Consider the following 16,702-nt stretch of genomic DNA (forward strand, 5'->3'; position numbering starts at 1 on the left):
GGGTATGCCATGGAAGGTATTGCCGACATGGGGGGCACCGAGGGCTGGGGCCCCGTTCATCCTCCACAAGGCGGCGAACCGGTCTTCGAGGAACCCTGGCAGGGCCGGGCGTTCGCGTTGACGCTGCTCTCCATCCGGGTGTCCGGGCAGAACGTGGACGCGTTCCGGCACGCGCAAGAGCGCCTGGACCCGGCCGCCTACCTCGACGACGGCTACTTCGGCCGCTGGCTCAACGCCGCGGAGCTGATGCTCACCGACAGCGCCATCCTGGCGCCGTCCGCGATCGACGCCCGCGCCCGCAACCTGCACGGCGACCACGTCGAGGAGCCGCCGATCCCAGAACCCGCGAAGCCCGACTACGCGCCGACCGCCGAGGGCTCGCTGCGCGCCGTGGACGTCCCGCCGGCCTTCGCCGTCGGCGAGCGCGTACGCGCCAAGAACACCTCGCCGCCCGGGCACACCCGACTGCCGGGCTACGTGCGGGGGCACACCGGGATCGTCGAGCTCATCCAGCCCTCCGCGCTGCTGCCGGACACCAACGCCCACTTCCTGGGCGAGAACCCGCAGCACGTCTATTCGGTGCGGTTCGACTCACGCCAGTTGTGGGGCACCGGCGCCGAGCCCTTCGCGGTCACCGTAGAGCTGTTCGAGAGCTACCTGGAGACGACCTCATGACCACTGACGGATCGGGCGGACGCCTTCCCGTGGCACTGCGCACCGAGGCACTGGAGCAACTGCTCACCGAACGCGGCCTGATCGACCCGAAGGTGATGGACGGGCTCATCACCGACTACGAGACCAACGTGGGCCCGCTCAACGGCGCCAAGGTCGTCGCCAGGGCCTGGACCGACCCGCGGTACCGCCGGCGGCTGCTCGAGGAGGGCACCGCCGCCATCAAGGAACTGGGCTTCTCAGGGCCGCAGGGCGAGCACATCGTCGTCGTGGAGAACACCGCGACCACCCACAACGTGGTGGTCTGCACGCTGTGCTCGTGCTACCCGTGGCCGGTTCTCGGCCTGCCGCCGAGCTGGTACAAGGACCCGGCCTACCGGGCGCGCATGGTGAAGGAGCCGCGCAAGGTGCTGTCGGAGATGGGACTCGAACTGGCCGAGGACGTGCGGATCACCGTCCGCGACTCCACCAGCGAAGTGCGCTGGCTGGTGCTGCCCGAACGTCCGGCCGGCACCGAGCGCCTGTCCGAGGAACAGCTCGTGCCGCTGGTCACCCGGGACGCGATGGTCGGCGTGGCCAAGGTCAAGGCGCCATGACCGCCCCGCTGGACGCCGAGGGCCCGGCCGCGCCGCCCCGCTCCAACGGCGAGCTGGTGTTCGCCGAGCCGTGGGAGAGCCGCGCCTTCGGCATGGCCGTCACCCTGCACGAGGCGGGCGTGTTCGCCTGGCCGCGCTTCCAGGCCGCGCTGATCGCCCGGATCGCCGCATGGGAGACCGCGCCGGCCGAGAAGAAGGAGCCCTGGAACTACTACCGGCACTGGCTGGGCGCCCTGGAGGACGTGCTCGCCGGCCAGGGCGCCGTGTCCGCCGACGAGGTCACCGCACGCGCCCGGACCCTGTCCGGACGCCCCGCCGCCCACGACCACCGTGACCACCCCCACGACCACGACTGAACCCGCGGGCGTCGATGGTGGCCGCGACGCACCACCGGTTCGGCCGGCGCAGGCTCGGGGGGACGGCAGCGGCCCGAGGTCACCGTACGGGCGGTCACGAGCACGACGTCGGACGCGCCGCCGCCGCGGACGGACCGGCGGGGTCAGGTTCGAGGCGGCTCACGCACGCTCGGCGTACTCCGGCAACCGGCGGGCGACCTCGTCCGGGGAGGGCATGCGGGCGATCTCCTCGGCGATCGAGCGGGCCGCGTCACGGTAGCCGGTGTGCCCGTGGGGCGGCAGAAGCTTCCGGGCGTGTTCGGCGATGGCGTCCGCGCTCAGTTCATCGGGGAGCAGGCGCAGCCCGGCGCCCGCGGCGCCGACGGCATCGGCGTTGGCGAACTGGTCGGCCCCCTGGGGCAGGAGCAGCTGCGGGGCGCCGACGGTCAGCGCGCCGAGGGTGGTGCCGCTGCCGCCGTGGTGCACGACCACATCGACATGCGGCAGCAATTCCGCCTGCGCCACCCATTTCCGCACGATGACGTTGTCCGGCACGTCGCCGAGCTCCTCCGGGCGCACCCGGCCGGCGGCGACCACCACGCGCGCGCCCAGCGTCGCCAGCCCCTCGATGGCCGCGGAGAGCAACTGCGCGGTTCCGAACGCGGTGCCCAGCGTCAGGTAGACGAGCGGCCCCGAACCGCGCCCGCCATCCCACGCGGGCGGCGCGGACGGCGCGGAATACGGGACAGGACGCAATGCGATGCGGTCCTCCGTGGCGAGGAAGTCCTTGTCCTGCAAGGAAGGCGGGCAGATGTCGATGTGCGGCCGCCCGGGAGCCTCGGCGTTCCTCGTGGGCAGCTCGAGACCGATCCCTTCGGGGATCATGCGCCCGAAACCATGCCAGATGCCGGGAATTCCAGCACGGGACGCGGCGATCGCCGCCCCCGGCAGCCCCCATTCGTGCACGACGAGGTCGGGCTTCAACCGTGCCAGCTCCGGTTCCAGATCTTCGGCGTACACCTCGTAGAACGAGTCCGCGGGACGGAAGGGCCGTAGCCCGTTCGCCGCCAGCGGCGCGTGCACCTCCTCGCCACTGGCGAAGTGCACCTCGTGCCCGGCCTCGCGCGCGGCGATCGCGAGCGGGATCAGCGGATAGGTGTGACCGACGGAGGCAAGACTGGCGAACAGCACGCGCATGCCGACGAATCTACGCCCGCCGATCCGGCACCCGGCGCCGCGTCGCTCACAGCGACGGCGCGGCGTAGCTCACCGGCCGTCCAGCCAGGCCGGGGCCACAGACGGGCATCGGGGCCGGTCGTGAGATCGAGTGCCGCGTTCGAGACACCGGGGGGTCAGGCGGCGTTCGGTCCGCCTTTCAGGCCCACCTGCCGGCCCACGTCATCGGCCTCGGCAGCGGCCAGCACCACATCCAGGAGCCCGGGAAAGCGGGCCCGCACGTCCTCGCGGCGTAGCAGCACGAAGCATCGGGTGCCTTCCTGGCGAGTGCGGGTCAGCCCGGCATCGCGGAGAACCCGCAGGTGGTGGCTGAGCGTCGACTTGGCCACTGGAGCCCGCAGCTCTCCCCAGCCGCGTTCGCGCCCGTCGGCCAGTACCCGTACCAGCCCGACCCGGATGGGGTCGCTGAGCGCGGCCATCACCTCCGTCAGAAGGATTTCGCCCAGTTCGGGGTGATGCGCCTGTCTCATGGCCCCATGTTACATTGTTCGATGTTTGGCGAACATCGAACAAAGGAAGACGCCGTGAACGACCGCCCCACCAGCCTGCAGGGCAAGACCGTCATCGTGACCGGATCCGGCTCCGGGATCGGCCGCGCCGGCGCGCTCGCCTTCGCCCGCGCCGGCGCGCATGTGCTCGGCGTAGGCCGCCGCGCCGACGCCCTGTCGGACACGGCCGCCCAGCACTCCGGCATCGCCGTCCTGGCCGCCGACATCACCGCCGACGGCGCGCCCCAGATGATCGTCGACGCGGTGATCGAACGGTGGGGCCGCCTGGACGTCCTGGTCAACAACGCCGGCGCCACCACGATGATGCCGCTGGCCGAGACCGACGCCCAACGAATCAGCGACCTGCTGGCCCTCAACGTCACCGCGCCCAGCCTGCTCGCCCGCGCCGCGCTGCCGCACCTCGCCACCACCCGTGGCGCGATCGTCAACGTCTCCTCCACCTACGGCCACCGGCCATTGCCCGGCGCCGCCCACTACTCCGCCTCCAAGGCCGCCCTGGAACAGCTGACCCGCAGCTGGGCGCTGGAGCTGTCCCCCGGCGGCATCAGGGTCAACGCCGTGGCCCCCGGCCCCACAGAAAGCGAGGCCCTGGCCGCCGCCGGCCTGCCCGACGCCATGGTCGACCAGATCAAGCGAGACGAGACCGCCCGCATCCCGCTCGGCCGCCGCGGAACCCCCGAAGAGGTGGCCGCCTGGATCGTGCACCTGGCCGACCCGGCCGCCACCTGGATCACCGGCCAGATCCTCACCATCGACGGCGGCCTGGAACTCACCTGACCCACTCGAACGCCGCCGCCACACCACCGCGAGGGATTCCCCGAAGAGCCGTCGAAGTACTCCCGTGACCGTCAGCGCCGATCAGGTCGACAGCTCGACCACCGGCGGACAACCCGGTGCCGGTGGCCTGAGATCACAGATGAGAACGACGAACCGCGCGCAGCCGATCGAAGGCCGAAGGCGCCGGCGGCCCTGCCAGAGCGGCGGCGATCAGCTCGGCGACCTCCGCGGGGCCGTGGACGGAGGTATCGACCTCCAGGTCATAGCAGCCATGCGCATGGACCGGCTCGTCAAGTGGCGGCACGGATGTCCTGTCGGTTCGCGCCCGCTCACGCCGCTCCACCTCCTCCAGAGGACATCGGATCCCCACGAACAGCACCGGAATCCCCTCGTACAGGGTGAGGTAGTGATCCAGCATCGGCGGTGTGATCACCGCCTCGGAGATCACGTCATGACCGAGCACTGTGAGATCGCGGAGCATGTGCAGGTAGCCATCGAGCACGCGGCGGAAAAGCACGCCGCCGTGGTCCTGACGCCAGTACCGGCGCGGATAGCCACCGCGTAACTCGTCCAGCGACAGGTGAAAGAACGGCTCGGTCAGCTCCTCCTGGAGGGCCTTGGCCACGGTCGTCTTCCCGGAGCTCGGGGTCCCGTTGAGAAGGACGAGCCTCCCGACCCGTTGAGGAGCCGGGCCGAGGAGTCCGCCCCGATGAAGGTCCATGGCTCACGGTATGACGGCAGCGTCCGCACGAGCCACCGGAGCGAGCAGCGGGAGCGCCGGGAAGGCATGGTCCCGCCACAGCAGCCGCGAGGTCTCCTCCGGATAGGCGGTGACCATGGAAGGCGTGTCGAAGAGCTGTGCGAGACGCCGGCCGGCGTCGTACGGAGGCCAGCCCGGGTCGCCGTGAGCGGCGAACGCCGTCCACGCCCCGCGGATCCGCGCGGACAGTTCCTCCGCCGCCGTGGAGGGCGGGTCGCCGATCAACATGGCGGGCTGTCCGCTGCCCAGGTTGCCGAAGACGAGCGGCACGTCCAGGCCATGGCAGGCGCCGAGGGCGCCGCCCAGCCCCGGGGCGGGCCAGGTCAGTTCGTAGAGGTGAGCCTTGCCGCCGCCGGCGATCTGCGCCTCGGCCAGGTGGAGGCTCGGCATGCGGAACAGCCAGTCCGCGTTGACCAGTTCGTACAGCTCCTCATCGGCCGCGGCCGGGAATGCCTCCCGGTATCGGCGTGCGCCGTCCGGGCCGGGGGCGAGCATGTGCAGAGCGATCTCGGTCTGCTCGTGCGTGACCTGGCCGAGCACGCCGTCGATCAGGCTGAACAACCGGTGCTCGTCACGAGTGTGCCCGACGAGGAGGTCGACGTCCCGGGCGGCGCCGTTGGCCAGCGCCTGCCAAGGAGTCGCCGGCAGGACGTCACCGTCCACGACGGGTGCGAACGGGATCCCCCGGTGTGTGATCTGCCCCCACCGCTCGCGCCACTGGACCATCTTGGCGTGGACCGCGTCGCCCGCGCCGGGCAGCCGGGCCGGGGCCACCGCCGACAGGCCGGACACCGTGGGCCGTACCCCCAGCTCGGCGGCGCAGGCGGCCGCGATGTCGGCGGCCAGCTCGGAGGAGAAGAACGTCCCCGGCACGCTCTGCGCGATCGCCCGGCGGAAGAGCCCGGCGGCGCGCGGCATGGCCAGCAGCGCGGCGACCGATCCGCCACCCGCCGATTCCCCGAAGACGGTGACCTGATCCGGATCGCCGCCGAACCCCCGGATGTTGTCCCGCACCCACTGCAGGGCCGCGACCTGGTCGAGCAGTCCCCGGTTGGCCGGGGCTCCGCCGATCTGCGCGAAACCCTCGATACCGAGACGGTAGTTGAGGGTCACGACCACGGTTCCGCTCCCGGCCAGGTGCCCTGCCTCGTATTCCGGGCGGCCGGAGTCGCCTATGGCGTAAGCGCCGCCCGGGATCCACACCATCACCGGGAGCCCCGCCGCCGGATCCGGTCGCGGTGTCCAGACGTTGAGCGTCAGCCAGTCGTCACCGGCGGCGCCCTGGGACACCCCGAGCACGCCGGACTGCGGGGGCGGCGGGCCGTACGCGACCGCCGGGCGCACACCGTCCCAGCCGCGCACCGGCTGCGGCGCGGCGAAACGAAGCGCGCCGACCGGCGGCTCGGCGAACGGGATGCCGCGGAAGACCGCCAGGCCCGCCTCCCGGCCGCCGCGAAGGACGCCGGCCGTCGTGCGGACTTCCGGCTCGGACTCGGACGGCTTGCTGGATGCGGTGGCGGCCACTTCACGGTTTCCTCTCCGTTCCTCGCCCGAGCATCCCAGCGCCCGCCATCCACGAGCAAACCATTTATGCGGCAGCCCGCACGGACCCGAAAACTCCGCGATCTTCGAGAGAGACCGCATTGTGCACGACCCGTTCGCCATCCCCTGCTCGACCGGCGGACACGGCCGGCGATGTGTGAGCGTGTAGGCCAACATGCCGTATCGACTTGTACGGCAGGCGCCCTGGATGTGCCCTCTTCTATGATCGGCTCATGGATTGGCTACCGCTCGCGACGACACTTTTAGGAGCGTCTATCGGAGTAGGATCCACACTGATGGTCGATCGCGTGAAATGGCGCCGCGATCAAGATGAACGAATTCGGGACACGCGGCGGTCTGTCTACGTCGAGTTCTTGGGAGCCCTCCATCGTGCCCGCGAGTCTCACTGGCGTTTGGCCGGCGGGACCGTCCCAGACGGCCGATCTCGTGAAGCGGCGGCGCGAGAGGTACTGCACGAGTCCCAGGTCTGGCACGCGGGCGAGCGCTTGTTGATCAGCGCTCCTCAAAGTGTGGTGGATGCGGTGGACCGTGTGGTGGAGCGACTGCGATCAGTACGCGACGTGGTCGCCGCCGGCGCTTCCTCGAACTCGGCCGAGTTCGAGGAAGCGGAGAAGGCGTATGCGATGGCCCTGGTGACCTTACGAGCGACCATGCGTGAAGATCTTGGTGTCGAGCCCATCGCCATGACCACGTAGCCGGGCCACCGCCGCTCCGGTGTGAACTCCTGCCACGAAGATCGCTGAAGTTCGGGCGTCTGGGCGGACAGGCCTTGCACGGAGTGCTGCATCAACGCCTACTTGGGGACATGACCGCCAAGATCAGTAGCCGCCGTTGGCAAGGCTGACAGCAAGAAGGCCCTTCCCGATCTTGGGAGGGGCCTTTGAGCTGGAGCCGCCTAAGGGAATCGAACCCTTGACCTACGCATTACGAGTCAAAAAATGATTGTCCACCAGTGTCTCCTAACATCCTGTCGACGCTGATCAGAGCCCCATTCGCTTGATCGGCTTCTACGGGTGTCTACAACCGTCCATAGACGCTGTTAGCGCCCGCGTTAGCAAGACCGCGACCATGACCATCCGGCTGCGGCAGCGACTGCCCGACTCGTACGGCGAGCATAGAAGCGAGCGATCATCAAGCCCGAGTTACTGACCGCTTGATCCGGCCCTCTGCCATCGATCTTCGGGCCCACCCGGCAGACGATGCATCGCCGTTTCAGCGAGTGGAGCGCCGCCCGTGTGCCAAGCGGACCTGTCTGCCCATACCAGTCCAAGATCAGTTGAATGTAAGCGCTACGTCGCTGTCTAGAAATCGGTAAACGGTCCCACGATGATACAGGACGATAGTATTTCCAGATTTCCCGAGATAGTTCACATATTCAGGAAGCTGGAACTGTTTCGAATCTCGACCCTAACCTTCTCCACTCGCCAAGGGAGTGTACCAATTTGTTACGGCCCCATCCTGGCGCACTGTTTCAACGTCGTTGCCCGCCATGACGCAGCACAAGGAGATGGTCAATACCAGGCAGTACAGGAAGATTGCAGGAAACAACCGATTTGACAATCGAAACCAGTAGCGTCTTGCCGTGGCAGCCAGATTCATGATCGACCAGAATGACGCCGCTAGCAGGTATGGCACTCGACGCCAATTCGCTAGCTGATCGCGCGCACCGGGCACCTACTCGGTGAGATGGAGATCCCCATACTGAGCAAAAGCAACCGGCTAACCCACCTCAGTTCGCTGCCAATATTTCGTAATCAAATCCTTCGGCTATACGGCAAGAGCATTCCTTTTCTTCCACCGCTGTGGACAATGCCGGTAAGCCTTGATTATGGTGTGCTCCGCACCCTCACCGAACACACCGGCTGGGTGAGGTCGGTTGCCATCGCCCCGACGGCAGGTAGCTCGCCACTACCTCCAACGATCGGACCACACAGATCTGGGAACCGTGCGCTGGCCGATTATGTCTCGTCAGCGTACGAACCAGGGATGCCACCTACGCAGCTCATTGGCTACCCGATGCGACCAGCCTGGTAGTGACCAGTGGTCCTAATCTGTATCGCTTTGATCTCTATCCACCGCCTGATGCCATTCTCAGTGCCCCTATACCGATACCTTCCTGTCGCCGCTAGCTGCCATGTCCGGGACTGCTAGGCGGGTTCTGTCAAGGACGGCTCGCGTGTCCGCGAGCCGGATGACCTTCCGTCTTAACCAGTTGCCCTCTCTGCACAGCCAGCCTTGGCAGGTTCTGCCTGCCTCGACAATCGAGCAGCGGGGACAGGGCTACGGCAGACAGCGGCAGGCCGATGGTCGGCGGGTGCCTAGGTACGGTGGTCGCGAGAGTCGGTGGACGGCCCATGTCGCAGCCAGCCGGGACTAGCGTCTACGCTGCCGCTTGATGATCAATACCAGAACAATTCGGCAGTTCGCGCGGTTTCAACAAGCGGACCGCTGATCCTGCCATGTCGCCGCCACCTTCTGGCAGTGAACGCCTGCTTCAGAGGTTGAAAGGCGGGAGTTACGGGGCTTTGAGGGTAGGCCGGTGGCGGCGATGAAGCCGTCGAGCAGACCGTGACGGTACTGCATCCGTTTCAGCTTGGTCTTGACCACTGCGGCGAGTTGGTCGGTGTCGCGGGGGGCGAGGTTGGCCAGGCTGCGTTTGAGCGCTGACCAGACCTGCTCGACCGGGTTCAGCTCCGGGGCATAAGCCGGCACTGGAACACCGTCAGCCGGGACCGGCGAGCCTCGATCAGGGCGCGCATCGCCGCTGACAGGTGCCGGTGGTCGTTGTCCCACACCAGCACGATCTTCCCGCCGAGCTGGGCGTGCGCGGCATCCAGCAGGCCGGCGAAGTGGCGCGGCCCAACGCCCTTGACCTCGCCGGGACGGCCCCGCCGCACCGTCCGGTAGATCAGCCGGGTCCGGCACTCGGGCCGCAGGCAGACCAGCCCGGCCAGGTTCACCCGCCCATACCCCTTGCCGGTGACTCTCACCACCGGAGTCCGGCCACGCGGTGCCCAGGTCCGGGCCTTAGGCGGCCGCAGCCCCTGTCCGGCCTCGTCCTCAAACACAGCCACGCGTCCTGCTGCTCAGCGGTTGCTTTTGATGCGTGGCCACTGCCCGGCCACCCACTGCTTGATCACCTCATCGTCCCGCTCGACCGCCCGGTGCACCGGCACCTGCGGGCTCCACCCCATCCGATGCAGCAGATGCCCCACCCCCCGTGGGGTATAGCGGACATGAAACAACCCGGTGATCAGATCGGATATCCGGGCCAGTGTCCAGCGTTGATTCTCCGCCCAGCCATGAGCGGCCGGGCCGCGTTCCAGCTCGGCCGCCAAGCGGGCCAGGCCAGGCTCGTCCAGGCGGCATTTCTCTCCGCCGGCGCCCTTGGACCCCAGCGCTGCCTCACCGCCTTGCCGCCGAGCCCGATGCCAGCGGCTCGCCGACATCCGACTGACCCGAAACCGGCGGGCCACCCGCGCCGGCGCCATTCCTTCAGCGAACAACTCCACCGCCTGCAGGCGTAATCGCTCTCGTCTGTCACGTTCCTCGGCGCTCAGCCCGCCACCATGCGCGTACCTCACACCCAGGGCATAGACCAGCCTGACATCGCCGTCACTACCCCCGAACGGCTGTAACTCCTACCTTCCAATCTATGTTGCACCTCCGTCCCCGGCCCGCTGCCGCTTCGCGGTGGGTCGACGGCAGACGGGATACGAGAACGCTGAAACTTGGAGCGCAGCGCCTTCTAGGGCAAGGCGGTCGAGGTCGGTTAATCAATCACTGAGGCCATCCACACCGTTCAGGCCGTTCTTTGCTGCGACAGAATATGGATGGTCGCGGCCAAGAGTTCTTTGAGCGATCTCCAAGCTCTCCGCATACATGCTTCGAGCCTCATCGATCCTGCCAATCAGGTGAAGCACTCGAGCCAGATTATTCATCGACAATAGCGTTGTCGGATGTTCGGCCCCCAAGACATCCATCCTGCGCTGCAATGTATCACGATGAACATTTTCGGCCTCTTCAAAATTGAGCTGAACTCGATAAGCCTCCCCGAGATTGTTCCTCCATACAAGGACGTCGGGGTGATCGACACCGAGCTCTTCCGCACCTACTTCTGTCACCTGCAACGCGATAGCGAGAGCGCGGGAGGTCTCACTCAATCGCCGACAAACTTTCCCAAGGTTGTTTAGGGAGATTAGAGTGTGCATGTGGCGCTCACCCAGCTGGTGAACACGCAAGGCGACAACATCCTCGAATATTTCCTTAGCAAGGTGCAGACGGTCTTCTATGTCCATCAGGACACCGCCATAATCGTTCAGAGTCTTAGCTGTCTCCAGGTGACCCTGACCAAATAACCTTTGCTTTGTCGCCAATATTTCTTCATACAGGGCCGCAGCTTCCGAGAGCTTTCCTAAACCGTGGAGAATAATGGCCAGATGCCCCTTCAAGTGGATCAGGTGCAGATTCTCTCCGTTTCCCGATAGAGATGCTATCGAAATTGCCTGAACGCATAAGACTCGACCCGTTTCGTATTCACCCCTGCGAAAGAGGCGAATACCAACTTCTGCTACATTGTGACTAATAATACGAGCATCCTGCTTAGGAAGACGCAAAGCCTTCTCTTCAAGCTCACTCAGAAGAGCGAGTAGATGCGGGAGAATCTTCGCCGCCTTAGACCAGCTATCAGGATCCCGTGGATCATCATCCGGCGTATTGGCTGCAAGTAGGAGAAATCCCACTCTGAGCCACTTAGAATAGGACCACATCCCGATAGCGAAGTCCTTCGATATAAGGACCCTAGTGGCTTTCCTGAGCAACACTACGATGCCACTACTACCGTTTACTTCTTCAACTTTCCCGCGCAGAATTTCTCCAACCAGTTGATGGACCCGGATATGATTCGGCGCGGCCGACACAACCAGAGAGGTCCGCACTAAGGTGGAAATAGTAGTGTCTAGACGCAGAAGATCATCCGCTGCCAATCTAAGACGTCTCGGCAGTTCCGGAATGACAACTAGCGCATCACGTGGAAAATCCATTGGAGCCATAAAAGATAGAAGCGTAAGGAGTTGGGCAGCCGACTTGTCTAGTTGAATTGCTCTATCGAGAGATAGCGCAACCGTAGCTTCCACATCGGCTCTCCCAGCGGGAGAGCCCTTCCGCAATAGGGTTCGCTTATGGGTATCGTAACGCTTTAGATATTCACTAAGAGAGATGTCCACCTCTCTGCAGTAGGCGCCGGCTTGCTCCAGCGCTAGTGGCAATCCACCCATTTTACCGGCCAGTTCTTTCGCCGCCGAGGAATCGAGATCACCACTTCTTTGAGCAAGAAACTTCTCGGCTTCTTTCGGCGAGAAAGGGGATATGAGAAGATCGTCTACATTCTGGTCAAATCGCGGATTTCGCGATGTGATCAAAATATATCCACCTGATGAGACCGGCATAAATCCTTGCAGGTCCTCCAGTGAAGATGCATCATCAAAGACTAGTAACCAGCCCTGCCTCTCACTTAAGTACTTCACAAGCTCTTGAATCGCTACATTAATCTCCGCAGTATTTATGCCTACTCTCCTAGCCAAATCGCTCAACGATGCAACGATTGCGTGACGATTATTCGAAGGTATCCACCATCCTATTTTCAAGGAGCCGCGGCGCCTCTCTGCAAAAGCGAGAGCGAATTGCGTCTTTCCTACTCCCCCCATACCGTGAATTACCAGACTGCGCCCCGAACCGCGCGACAGTAGTGATCCAATGCGTCGAAACTCAGAGTTTCGGTTCGTGAAGCTGGACCCAACAGGCGGTATATTCCAAATTATCGAGCTTGTCTCGACCGTTGCAATTCCTGGGGCCACACTGGAGAAATTGACTTTGCTCTGTCGTATTTCGAAGACTAAAAGGGGGACGGCAAGCACAACTGTCAATGGCCAAGCAAGCCACATTTTCGATTTCCACTCATCCGGCAGTGCGCTAGTAGCTACGTTGATTGTAGTCGGCAGCAGAATTGCGCCTAGCAGCGTCATCCCGATGGTCCAAGAGCCTCGTCGCACGGATAAAGCCATTCTCTCGACTAAAGGCGAGCATATACAGAAGACGGGACCAGCTGAGAGTAGATCAATTGATTCCACAAATAGAGCGCAACCGAATATCTATCTATGGTCTGCCCAATATGGCCTTGGCATAAATGATCATAGGAAATAGATCAAACCGTGGCTCTCATGGCCAGATCTCATGGTCGCCATGAAACAGAGGTTGAAAGGTAGGAGTTACAGCCGTTCGGGGGTAGTGACGGCGATGTCAGGCTGGTCTATGCCCTGGGTGTGAGGTACGCGCATGGTGGCGGGCTGAGCGCCGAGGAACGTGACAGACGAGAGCGATTACGCCTGCAGGCGGTGGAGTTGTTCGCTGAAGGAATGGCGCCGGCGCGGGTGGCCCGCCGGTTTCGGGTCAGTCGGATGTCGGCGAGCCGCTGGCATCGGGCTCGGCGGCAAGGCGGTGAGGCAGCGCTGGGGTCCAAGGGCGCCGGCGGAGAGAAATGCCGCCTGGACGAGCCTGGCCTGGCCCGCTTGGCGGCCGAGTTGGGGAGTGTCAACTTAACGGCTGATCTTGGTTGTTGAAGTGTTCAGAGGTTGGCAGGGGTGAGGCGGCCTTCGAAGGCGATCTGGAAGGCGTTCAAAGGTGCTTTCCAGCGCATGGTCCATCTCTTGCGGCCTTGCCCGGTGGGATCCAGACTCATCAGGGCCATGAACACACACTTCAGAGCGGCGGTCTCGTTCGGGAAGTGGCCGCGGGCTCGCACGGCCTTACGCACGTGCGATCTTGTCCCAGTCCTGGCGGGATGCGTAGCGGAACGAGTTGCGCAGCAGGTGGATCACGCAGGTCTGCACGATCGTGCGGGGCCAGACCGCCTCCACCGCCTGCGGCAGGCCCTTGAGGCCGTCGCAGACCAGCATGGGCACATCGTCCACGCCGCGGTTCTTCAGCTCGGTCAGCACCGCCAGCCAGTGCTTGGCGCTCTCCCGCCGTCACCGGCCCAGATGCCGAGGATGTCGCGGTGCCCGTCGACGGTGACGGCCATGTCCAGGGCCGACTCCAGCACCCGCTTGGTCATATGCTGCAGCAGGCCACCCTCACCGGTCAGCTGCAGCCCCTCACCCCAGGCCCGGTCCACGAGCATCGAGATCAGCTGCTCGTCCGTCATCGAGCGGTCCGGCTCGACAGGCAGTTCGTTCATGGACAGTGACTCCACGGCGGTCTCGGACATCAACGTCTCTTCTTTGATCATCAGATCCGCCGTTAGTTTTACAGTCCCACCCGGCGCTGTTCGTCACCCTCACCGCCCCATCCTTCGGCGCCGTTCACACCCGGCGAGAGCACGGCGGCAAGGTCCTCCCCTGCCACCCCCGGCGCGACGCGGGCACCTGCCCGCACGGGCGCGTCATCTCCTGCACCGCCCGGCACGGCGACCAGGAAAGCCGCCTCGGCGAACCGCTCTGCCCAGACTGCTACGACTACGCCGCAAGCGTGCTATTCAACGCCCTGGCCCCCGAACTATGGCGCCGCTTCACCCTCGCCCTACGCCGGCACCTGGCCAAACTCCACGGCCTGACGGTCAAGGAACTGGGCGAACACCTGGTCATTTCCTTCGCCAAAGTCGCCGAGTACCAACGCCGCGGCGTCGTCCACTTCCACGCGGTCATCCGCCTCGACGGACCCGGCGGCCCCGACACCCCTCCACCCGCCTGGGCCGACCGTGACGCCCTGGCCCAAGCCGTACGGCACGCGGCCAGCGCGGTCAGCGTCCCCGTCCCTGCCCTTACCGGTGAACCTGCCCGCGTCCTGCGCTGGGGCGCACAGCTCGACGTCCGACCCATCACCATGGACGGAGAACTGACAGAGCAGGCGGTCGCCGGCTACATCGCCAAGTACGCCACCAAAGCCGCCGAATGCGTCGGCACCGTCGACCGGCGCATCAACTCACCCGACGAGGTGACCGGCCTGGGCCTACGGGAGCACCCCCGGCGGCTGATCGCCGAGTGCTTCCGCCTGGCCGAACTCGACCAGCTCAACGAACTACGGCTCGCCCAATGGGCGCACATGCTCGGCTTCCGCGGGCACTTCTCCACCAAGTCCCGCCGCTACTCCACCCCCCTGGGCGCCCTCCGCGCCGCCCGTGCCGACCACATGCGCGACGAGGAGATCAGTACCGGACGCCTGCCTCTCTTCGAGGAAGACACCGTTCTCGTGCTCGCGCACTGGGAGTACGCCGGCCGCGGCCTATCCGCCGGCGAACAGGTCCTCGCCGCGGCTATCACCGGCAAGCCGCTACCCCGCGACGAGGAGGTGATCACATGGGCAAGCTCCTGCTGAAGGTTCCTGAGGCGGCCGAAACGCTGTCGATCTCCCGCGCCAAGCTGTACCGCCTGATGGACTCCGGCGAGATCGCTTACCTCCACATCGACCGGTCCCGCCGTATCCCCCTGTCAGCCCTTGAGACCTACGTCGCCCAACTGCTGGCGAAGGAGAACGCAGCATGACCAAGACCCTCGTTGCGACTCCGGACCCGGATGACTCGAACCGCAACCCGAAGCCCAAGAAGACCACGGCGAAGCTTCGCGATGGCGTCATGAAGCGCGGCAAGACCTGGTCCTACGTCATCAGGGTCACCGACCCGGAAACTGGCGTAAGCAAGCCCAAGTGGGTGGGCGGCTTCGCCACCGAAGACGAGGCCAAAGCCGCGCGCGACGAAGCACGCGTGAAGGCTCGACGCGGAGAGTATGTCGACAGAAACACGATCACCGTCGGCGAGTATCTTGACGACTGGGTCGAGAGCCATGCGATAGAGATCAAGCCGCGCACTCTGAGCGACTACCGGGCTTGCATCCGGCTCTACGTCAAGCCTCGAATCGGCTCCATGCGTCTCCAAGCAGTGCGACCCAGCGTGATCACTAAGCTGTACCGGGACCTGATGACGGACGGCGGCAGAAACGGCAAGCCGCTCGCTCACGCGACCGTGGTTCACCTTCACGCCATCCTCCGCAAGGCTTTCCGGGACGCCGTCGAGACTGACCAACTCCTCGACTCCAACCCTGTGGAGCGGGCGGAAGCGTCCCCGCGCCGACTACGCCGAACCGGGAACGATCTGGACCAAAGATCAGCTCAAGATCTTCCTGAAGGTCGCTCGTGATCATCGACTGTTCGCGTTCTTCCACTTGGCCGCCTATTCCGGAGCACGGCGCGGCGAACTTCTCAACCTTCGGTGGACGCATGTCGACCTGAACAGCCGGCAGATCATCATCAAAGGCTCGACTGCCGTGATCGACGGCAAGCGCGTTGAGGGGACAACCAAGGGCGGTCGCTCCCGCGTCGTCCCGGTAGGCGCCGAGACGGTGGCGGTCCTCCGCAAGCACCAGGAGAAACAGGAGGAGGATCGGAAGCTCCTCGGCGACGCCTGGCGCGGGAAGGACGACTACGTGTTCACCACCGGGTGGGGCGAACCGATCTATCCCGACACGGTCACCGGGTTGATGCGCGACTTCATCAACAGGTACAACAACCCGAAAGACGGCGAACCACCTGCCGAGCTTCTGCCGTACGCACGTCTTCACGACCTTCGGCACATCCACGCCACGATGCTTCTTCTGGCCGGCGTCTCCGTCCACGTAGTGGCGGCCAGGCTAGGCCATGCCGACCCGGCGATCACCCTTCGTGTCTACGCCCACGTGATCCGATCGGCGGAAACAGCCGTGGCCGACATCTTCGCCCAAGCGCTCGATGACGAGGGCAGCTCGTCGTAGCCACTCGGCGGCATACATGAGCGGCAGCTCCCATATAGCGGGGGCTGCCGTTCTTCGTTGACCCTCGCCGACCGATCCGGCGGCTACCAGGCTCTGTTAGCAAGGGTGTTAGCAAAAAGCCCCTCGCGATGATCGCAAGGGGCCTCTGAGGTGGAGCCGCCTAAGGGAATCGAACCCTTGACCTACGCATTACGAGTGCGTCGCTCTGGCCGACTGAGCTAAGGCGGCATGCCGCGGAGGGACCCGCAGCGTGTGGAAGTCTACAGGTTTCCGGGCGTTCTCGCTCACGCAGCCGCCGGCCGGATGATCGGCCGGCGCAGGACGGGTGATCGGCCGGCGCAGGACGGGTGATCGGCCGGCGCAGGACGGGTGATCGGCCGGCGCAGGACGGGTGATCGGCCGGCGCAGGACGGGTGATCGGCCGGCGCAGGACGGGTGATCGGCCGGCGCAGGCGGG

17 protein-coding genes, 1 tRNA gene and 2 pseudogenes are annotated in these 16,702 nt (G+C 65.2%); 10 read left to right on the forward strand and 10 right to left on the reverse strand.

The window, feature by feature from the left end; all coding sequences use genetic code 11:
• Window positions 1–9 precede the first annotated feature (9 nt).
• Genes nthB through ACFO60_RS19880 form a run of 3 tightly spaced genes read left to right on the forward strand, consistent with a single transcriptional unit; the run spans window position 10 to window position 1,624 of the window.
• Window positions 10–675 (forward strand): nitrile hydratase subunit beta, encoded by a 666-nt coding sequence (nthB, locus tag ACFO60_RS19870; RefSeq protein WP_380842047.1) that lies wholly within the window; start codon window positions 10–12, stop codon window positions 673–675.
• Window positions 672–1,268, forward strand: a complete 597-nt coding sequence (nthA, locus tag ACFO60_RS19875) for a nitrile hydratase subunit alpha (protein WP_380842050.1) — start codon at window positions 672–674, stop codon at window positions 1,266–1,268. Before nthB ends, nthA begins: the two co-directional genes overlap by 4 nt.
• The gene (locus tag ACFO60_RS19880; protein ID WP_380842052.1) at window positions 1,265–1,624 is read left to right on the forward strand and encodes a nitrile hydratase accessory protein; all 360 of its coding nucleotides are present in this window, start codon (window positions 1,265–1,267) and stop codon (window positions 1,622–1,624) included. Before nthA ends, ACFO60_RS19880 begins: the two co-directional genes overlap by 4 nt.
• A gap of 159 nt (window positions 1,625–1,783) precedes the next feature.
• Here ACFO60_RS19880 and ACFO60_RS19885 read toward each other — a convergent pair whose 3' ends face one another.
• Both ACFO60_RS19885 and ACFO60_RS19890 read right to left on the reverse strand, forming a co-directional pair.
• On the reverse strand, window positions 1,784–2,800 hold the full coding sequence (locus ACFO60_RS19885) for a glycosyltransferase (protein ID WP_380842054.1): 1,017 nt from the start codon (window positions 2,798–2,800) through the stop codon (window positions 1,784–1,786).
• Between the two features lie 155 nt (window positions 2,801–2,955).
• Window positions 2,956–3,309 carry an ArsR/SmtB family transcription factor gene (locus ACFO60_RS19890; protein ID WP_380842056.1) on the reverse strand — a complete coding sequence of 118 codons (354 nt, stop codon included), beginning with the start codon at window positions 3,307–3,309 and terminating at the stop codon, window positions 2,956–2,958.
• Window positions 3,310–3,363: 54 nt separating this feature from the next.
• Here ACFO60_RS19890 and ACFO60_RS19895 point away from each other — a divergent pair, with 54 nt between their 5' ends.
• Entirely contained in the window at window positions 3,364–4,125 is a 762-nt protein-coding gene (locus ACFO60_RS19895) for an SDR family NAD(P)-dependent oxidoreductase (protein WP_380842057.1), read from the forward strand.
• Window positions 4,126–4,258: 133 nt separating this feature from the next.
• Here ACFO60_RS19895 and ACFO60_RS19900 read toward each other — a convergent pair whose 3' ends face one another.
• The gene (locus tag ACFO60_RS19900; RefSeq protein ID WP_380842059.1) at window positions 4,259–4,846 is read right to left on the reverse strand and encodes a phosphotransferase-like protein; all 588 of its coding nucleotides are present in this window, start codon (window positions 4,844–4,846) and stop codon (window positions 4,259–4,261) included.
• Window positions 4,847–4,849: 3 nt separating this feature from the next.
• Window positions 4,850–6,409 carry a carboxylesterase/lipase family protein gene (locus ACFO60_RS19905; protein WP_380842061.1) on the reverse strand — a complete coding sequence of 520 codons (1,560 nt, stop codon included), beginning with the start codon at window positions 6,407–6,409 and terminating at the stop codon, window positions 4,850–4,852.
• Window positions 6,410–6,723: 314 nt separating this feature from the next.
• Here ACFO60_RS19905 and ACFO60_RS19910 point away from each other — a divergent pair, with 314 nt between their 5' ends.
• Window positions 6,724–7,143, forward strand: coding sequence for a hypothetical protein (locus ACFO60_RS19910; protein WP_380842063.1), 420 nt, complete (start codon window positions 6,724–6,726; stop codon window positions 7,141–7,143).
• Between the two features lie 1,738 nt (window positions 7,144–8,881).
• Here ACFO60_RS19910 and ACFO60_RS19915 read toward each other — a convergent pair.
• The 4 genes from ACFO60_RS19915 to ACFO60_RS19935 all read right to left on the reverse strand — a co-directional run bounded on the left by ACFO60_RS19915 (window position 8,882) and on the right by ACFO60_RS19935 (window position 12,510).
• Window positions 8,882–9,160, reverse strand: coding sequence for a transposase (locus ACFO60_RS19915; protein ID WP_380842065.1), 279 nt, complete (start codon window positions 9,158–9,160; stop codon window positions 8,882–8,884).
• Window positions 9,136–9,522, reverse strand: a complete 387-nt coding sequence (locus tag ACFO60_RS19920; protein WP_380842068.1) for a transposase — start codon at window positions 9,520–9,522, stop codon at window positions 9,136–9,138. The genes ACFO60_RS19915 and ACFO60_RS19920 overlap by 25 nt, the downstream gene beginning before the upstream one ends.
• A gap of 12 nt (window positions 9,523–9,534) precedes the next feature.
• On the reverse strand, window positions 9,535–9,786 hold the full coding sequence (locus tag ACFO60_RS19925; protein WP_380842333.1) for a helix-turn-helix domain-containing protein: 252 nt from the start codon (window positions 9,784–9,786) through the stop codon (window positions 9,535–9,537).
• 438 nt (window positions 9,787–10,224) lie between these two features.
• Window positions 10,225–12,510 carry a tetratricopeptide repeat protein gene (locus ACFO60_RS19935; protein WP_380842069.1) on the reverse strand — a complete coding sequence of 762 codons (2,286 nt, stop codon included), beginning with the start codon at window positions 12,508–12,510 and terminating at the stop codon, window positions 10,225–10,227.
• Between the two features lie 258 nt (window positions 12,511–12,768).
• Between ACFO60_RS19935 and ACFO60_RS19940 the strand changes: the two genes are divergently transcribed.
• A complete protein-coding gene (locus ACFO60_RS19940; protein WP_380842071.1) occupies window positions 12,769–13,065 on the forward strand; it encodes a helix-turn-helix domain-containing protein in 297 nt (98 codons plus the stop codon).
• 5 nt (window positions 13,066–13,070) lie between these two features.
• On the opposite strand, the pseudogene ACFO60_RS19945 reads toward ACFO60_RS19940, so the two are convergent.
• A pseudogene (locus ACFO60_RS19945) lies at window positions 13,071–13,526 on the reverse strand (transposase); the annotation flags it as partial.
• Window positions 13,527–13,762: 236 nt separating this feature from the next.
• On the opposite strand from ACFO60_RS19945, the pseudogene ACFO60_RS19950 reads away from it, so the two are divergent.
• The 4 genes and pseudogenes from ACFO60_RS19950 to ACFO60_RS19965 all read left to right on the forward strand — a co-directional run.
• Window positions 13,763–14,818 (forward strand): annotated as a pseudogene (locus ACFO60_RS19950) (replication initiator); the annotation flags it as partial.
• Complete coding sequence (locus tag ACFO60_RS19955) at window positions 14,800–14,985, forward strand: helix-turn-helix domain-containing protein (protein ID WP_380842074.1); 186 nt, start codon at window positions 14,800–14,802, stop codon at window positions 14,983–14,985. The pseudogene ACFO60_RS19950 and the gene ACFO60_RS19955, both read left to right, overlap by 19 nt.
• Window positions 14,982–15,635, forward strand: a complete 654-nt coding sequence (locus ACFO60_RS19960) for a tyrosine-type recombinase/integrase (protein WP_380842076.1) — start codon at window positions 14,982–14,984, stop codon at window positions 15,633–15,635. The genes ACFO60_RS19955 and ACFO60_RS19960 overlap by 4 nt, the downstream gene beginning before the upstream one ends.
• 7 nt (window positions 15,636–15,642) lie before the next feature.
• Window positions 15,643–16,245 (forward strand): tyrosine-type recombinase/integrase, encoded by a 603-nt coding sequence (locus ACFO60_RS19965; protein WP_380842335.1) that lies wholly within the window; start codon window positions 15,643–15,645, stop codon window positions 16,243–16,245.
• Window positions 16,246–16,396: 151 nt separating this feature from the next.
• On the opposite strand, the gene ACFO60_RS19970 is transcribed toward ACFO60_RS19965, so the two are convergent.
• A tRNA-Thr gene (locus tag ACFO60_RS19970) sits at window positions 16,397–16,473 on the reverse strand.
• Window positions 16,474–16,702: the final 229 nt, after the last annotated feature.

Source organism: Sphaerisporangium dianthi, from assembly GCF_042654065.1.
In the GTDB taxonomy this organism is placed as follows: Bacteria; Actinomycetota; Actinomycetes; order Streptosporangiales; family Streptosporangiaceae; genus Sphaerisporangium; species Sphaerisporangium dianthi.

Bases quoted from the DNA above. Each gene is read 5' to 3' on its own strand.
- nthB (WP_380842047.1), top strand. From the start codon at position 10: ATGGAAGGTATTGCCGACATGGGGGGCACCGAGGGCTGGGGCCCCGTT.
- nthA (WP_380842050.1), top strand. From the start codon at position 672: ATGACCACTGACGGATCGGGCGGACGCCTTCCCGTGGCACTGCGCACC.
- ACFO60_RS19880 (WP_380842052.1), top strand. From the start codon at position 1,265: ATGACCGCCCCGCTGGACGCCGAGGGCCCGGCCGCGCCGCCCCGCTCC.
- ACFO60_RS19885 (WP_380842054.1), bottom strand. From the start codon at position 2,800: ATGCGCGTGCTGTTCGCCAGTCTTGCCTCCGTCGGTCACACCTATCCG.
- ACFO60_RS19890 (WP_380842056.1), bottom strand. From the start codon at position 3,309: ATGAGACAGGCGCATCACCCCGAACTGGGCGAAATCCTTCTGACGGAG.
- ACFO60_RS19900 (WP_380842059.1), bottom strand. From the start codon at position 4,846: ATGGACCTTCATCGGGGCGGACTCCTCGGCCCGGCTCCTCAACGGGTC.
- ACFO60_RS19910 (WP_380842063.1), top strand. From the start codon at position 6,724: ATGGTCGATCGCGTGAAATGGCGCCGCGATCAAGATGAACGAATTCGG.
- ACFO60_RS19935 (WP_380842069.1), bottom strand. From the start codon at position 12,510: ATGGCTTTATCCGTGCGACGAGGCTCTTGGACCATCGGGATGACGCTG.
- ACFO60_RS19955 (WP_380842074.1), top strand. From the start codon at position 14,800: ATGGGCAAGCTCCTGCTGAAGGTTCCTGAGGCGGCCGAAACGCTGTCG.
- ACFO60_RS19960 (WP_380842076.1), top strand. From the start codon at position 14,982: ATGACCAAGACCCTCGTTGCGACTCCGGACCCGGATGACTCGAACCGC.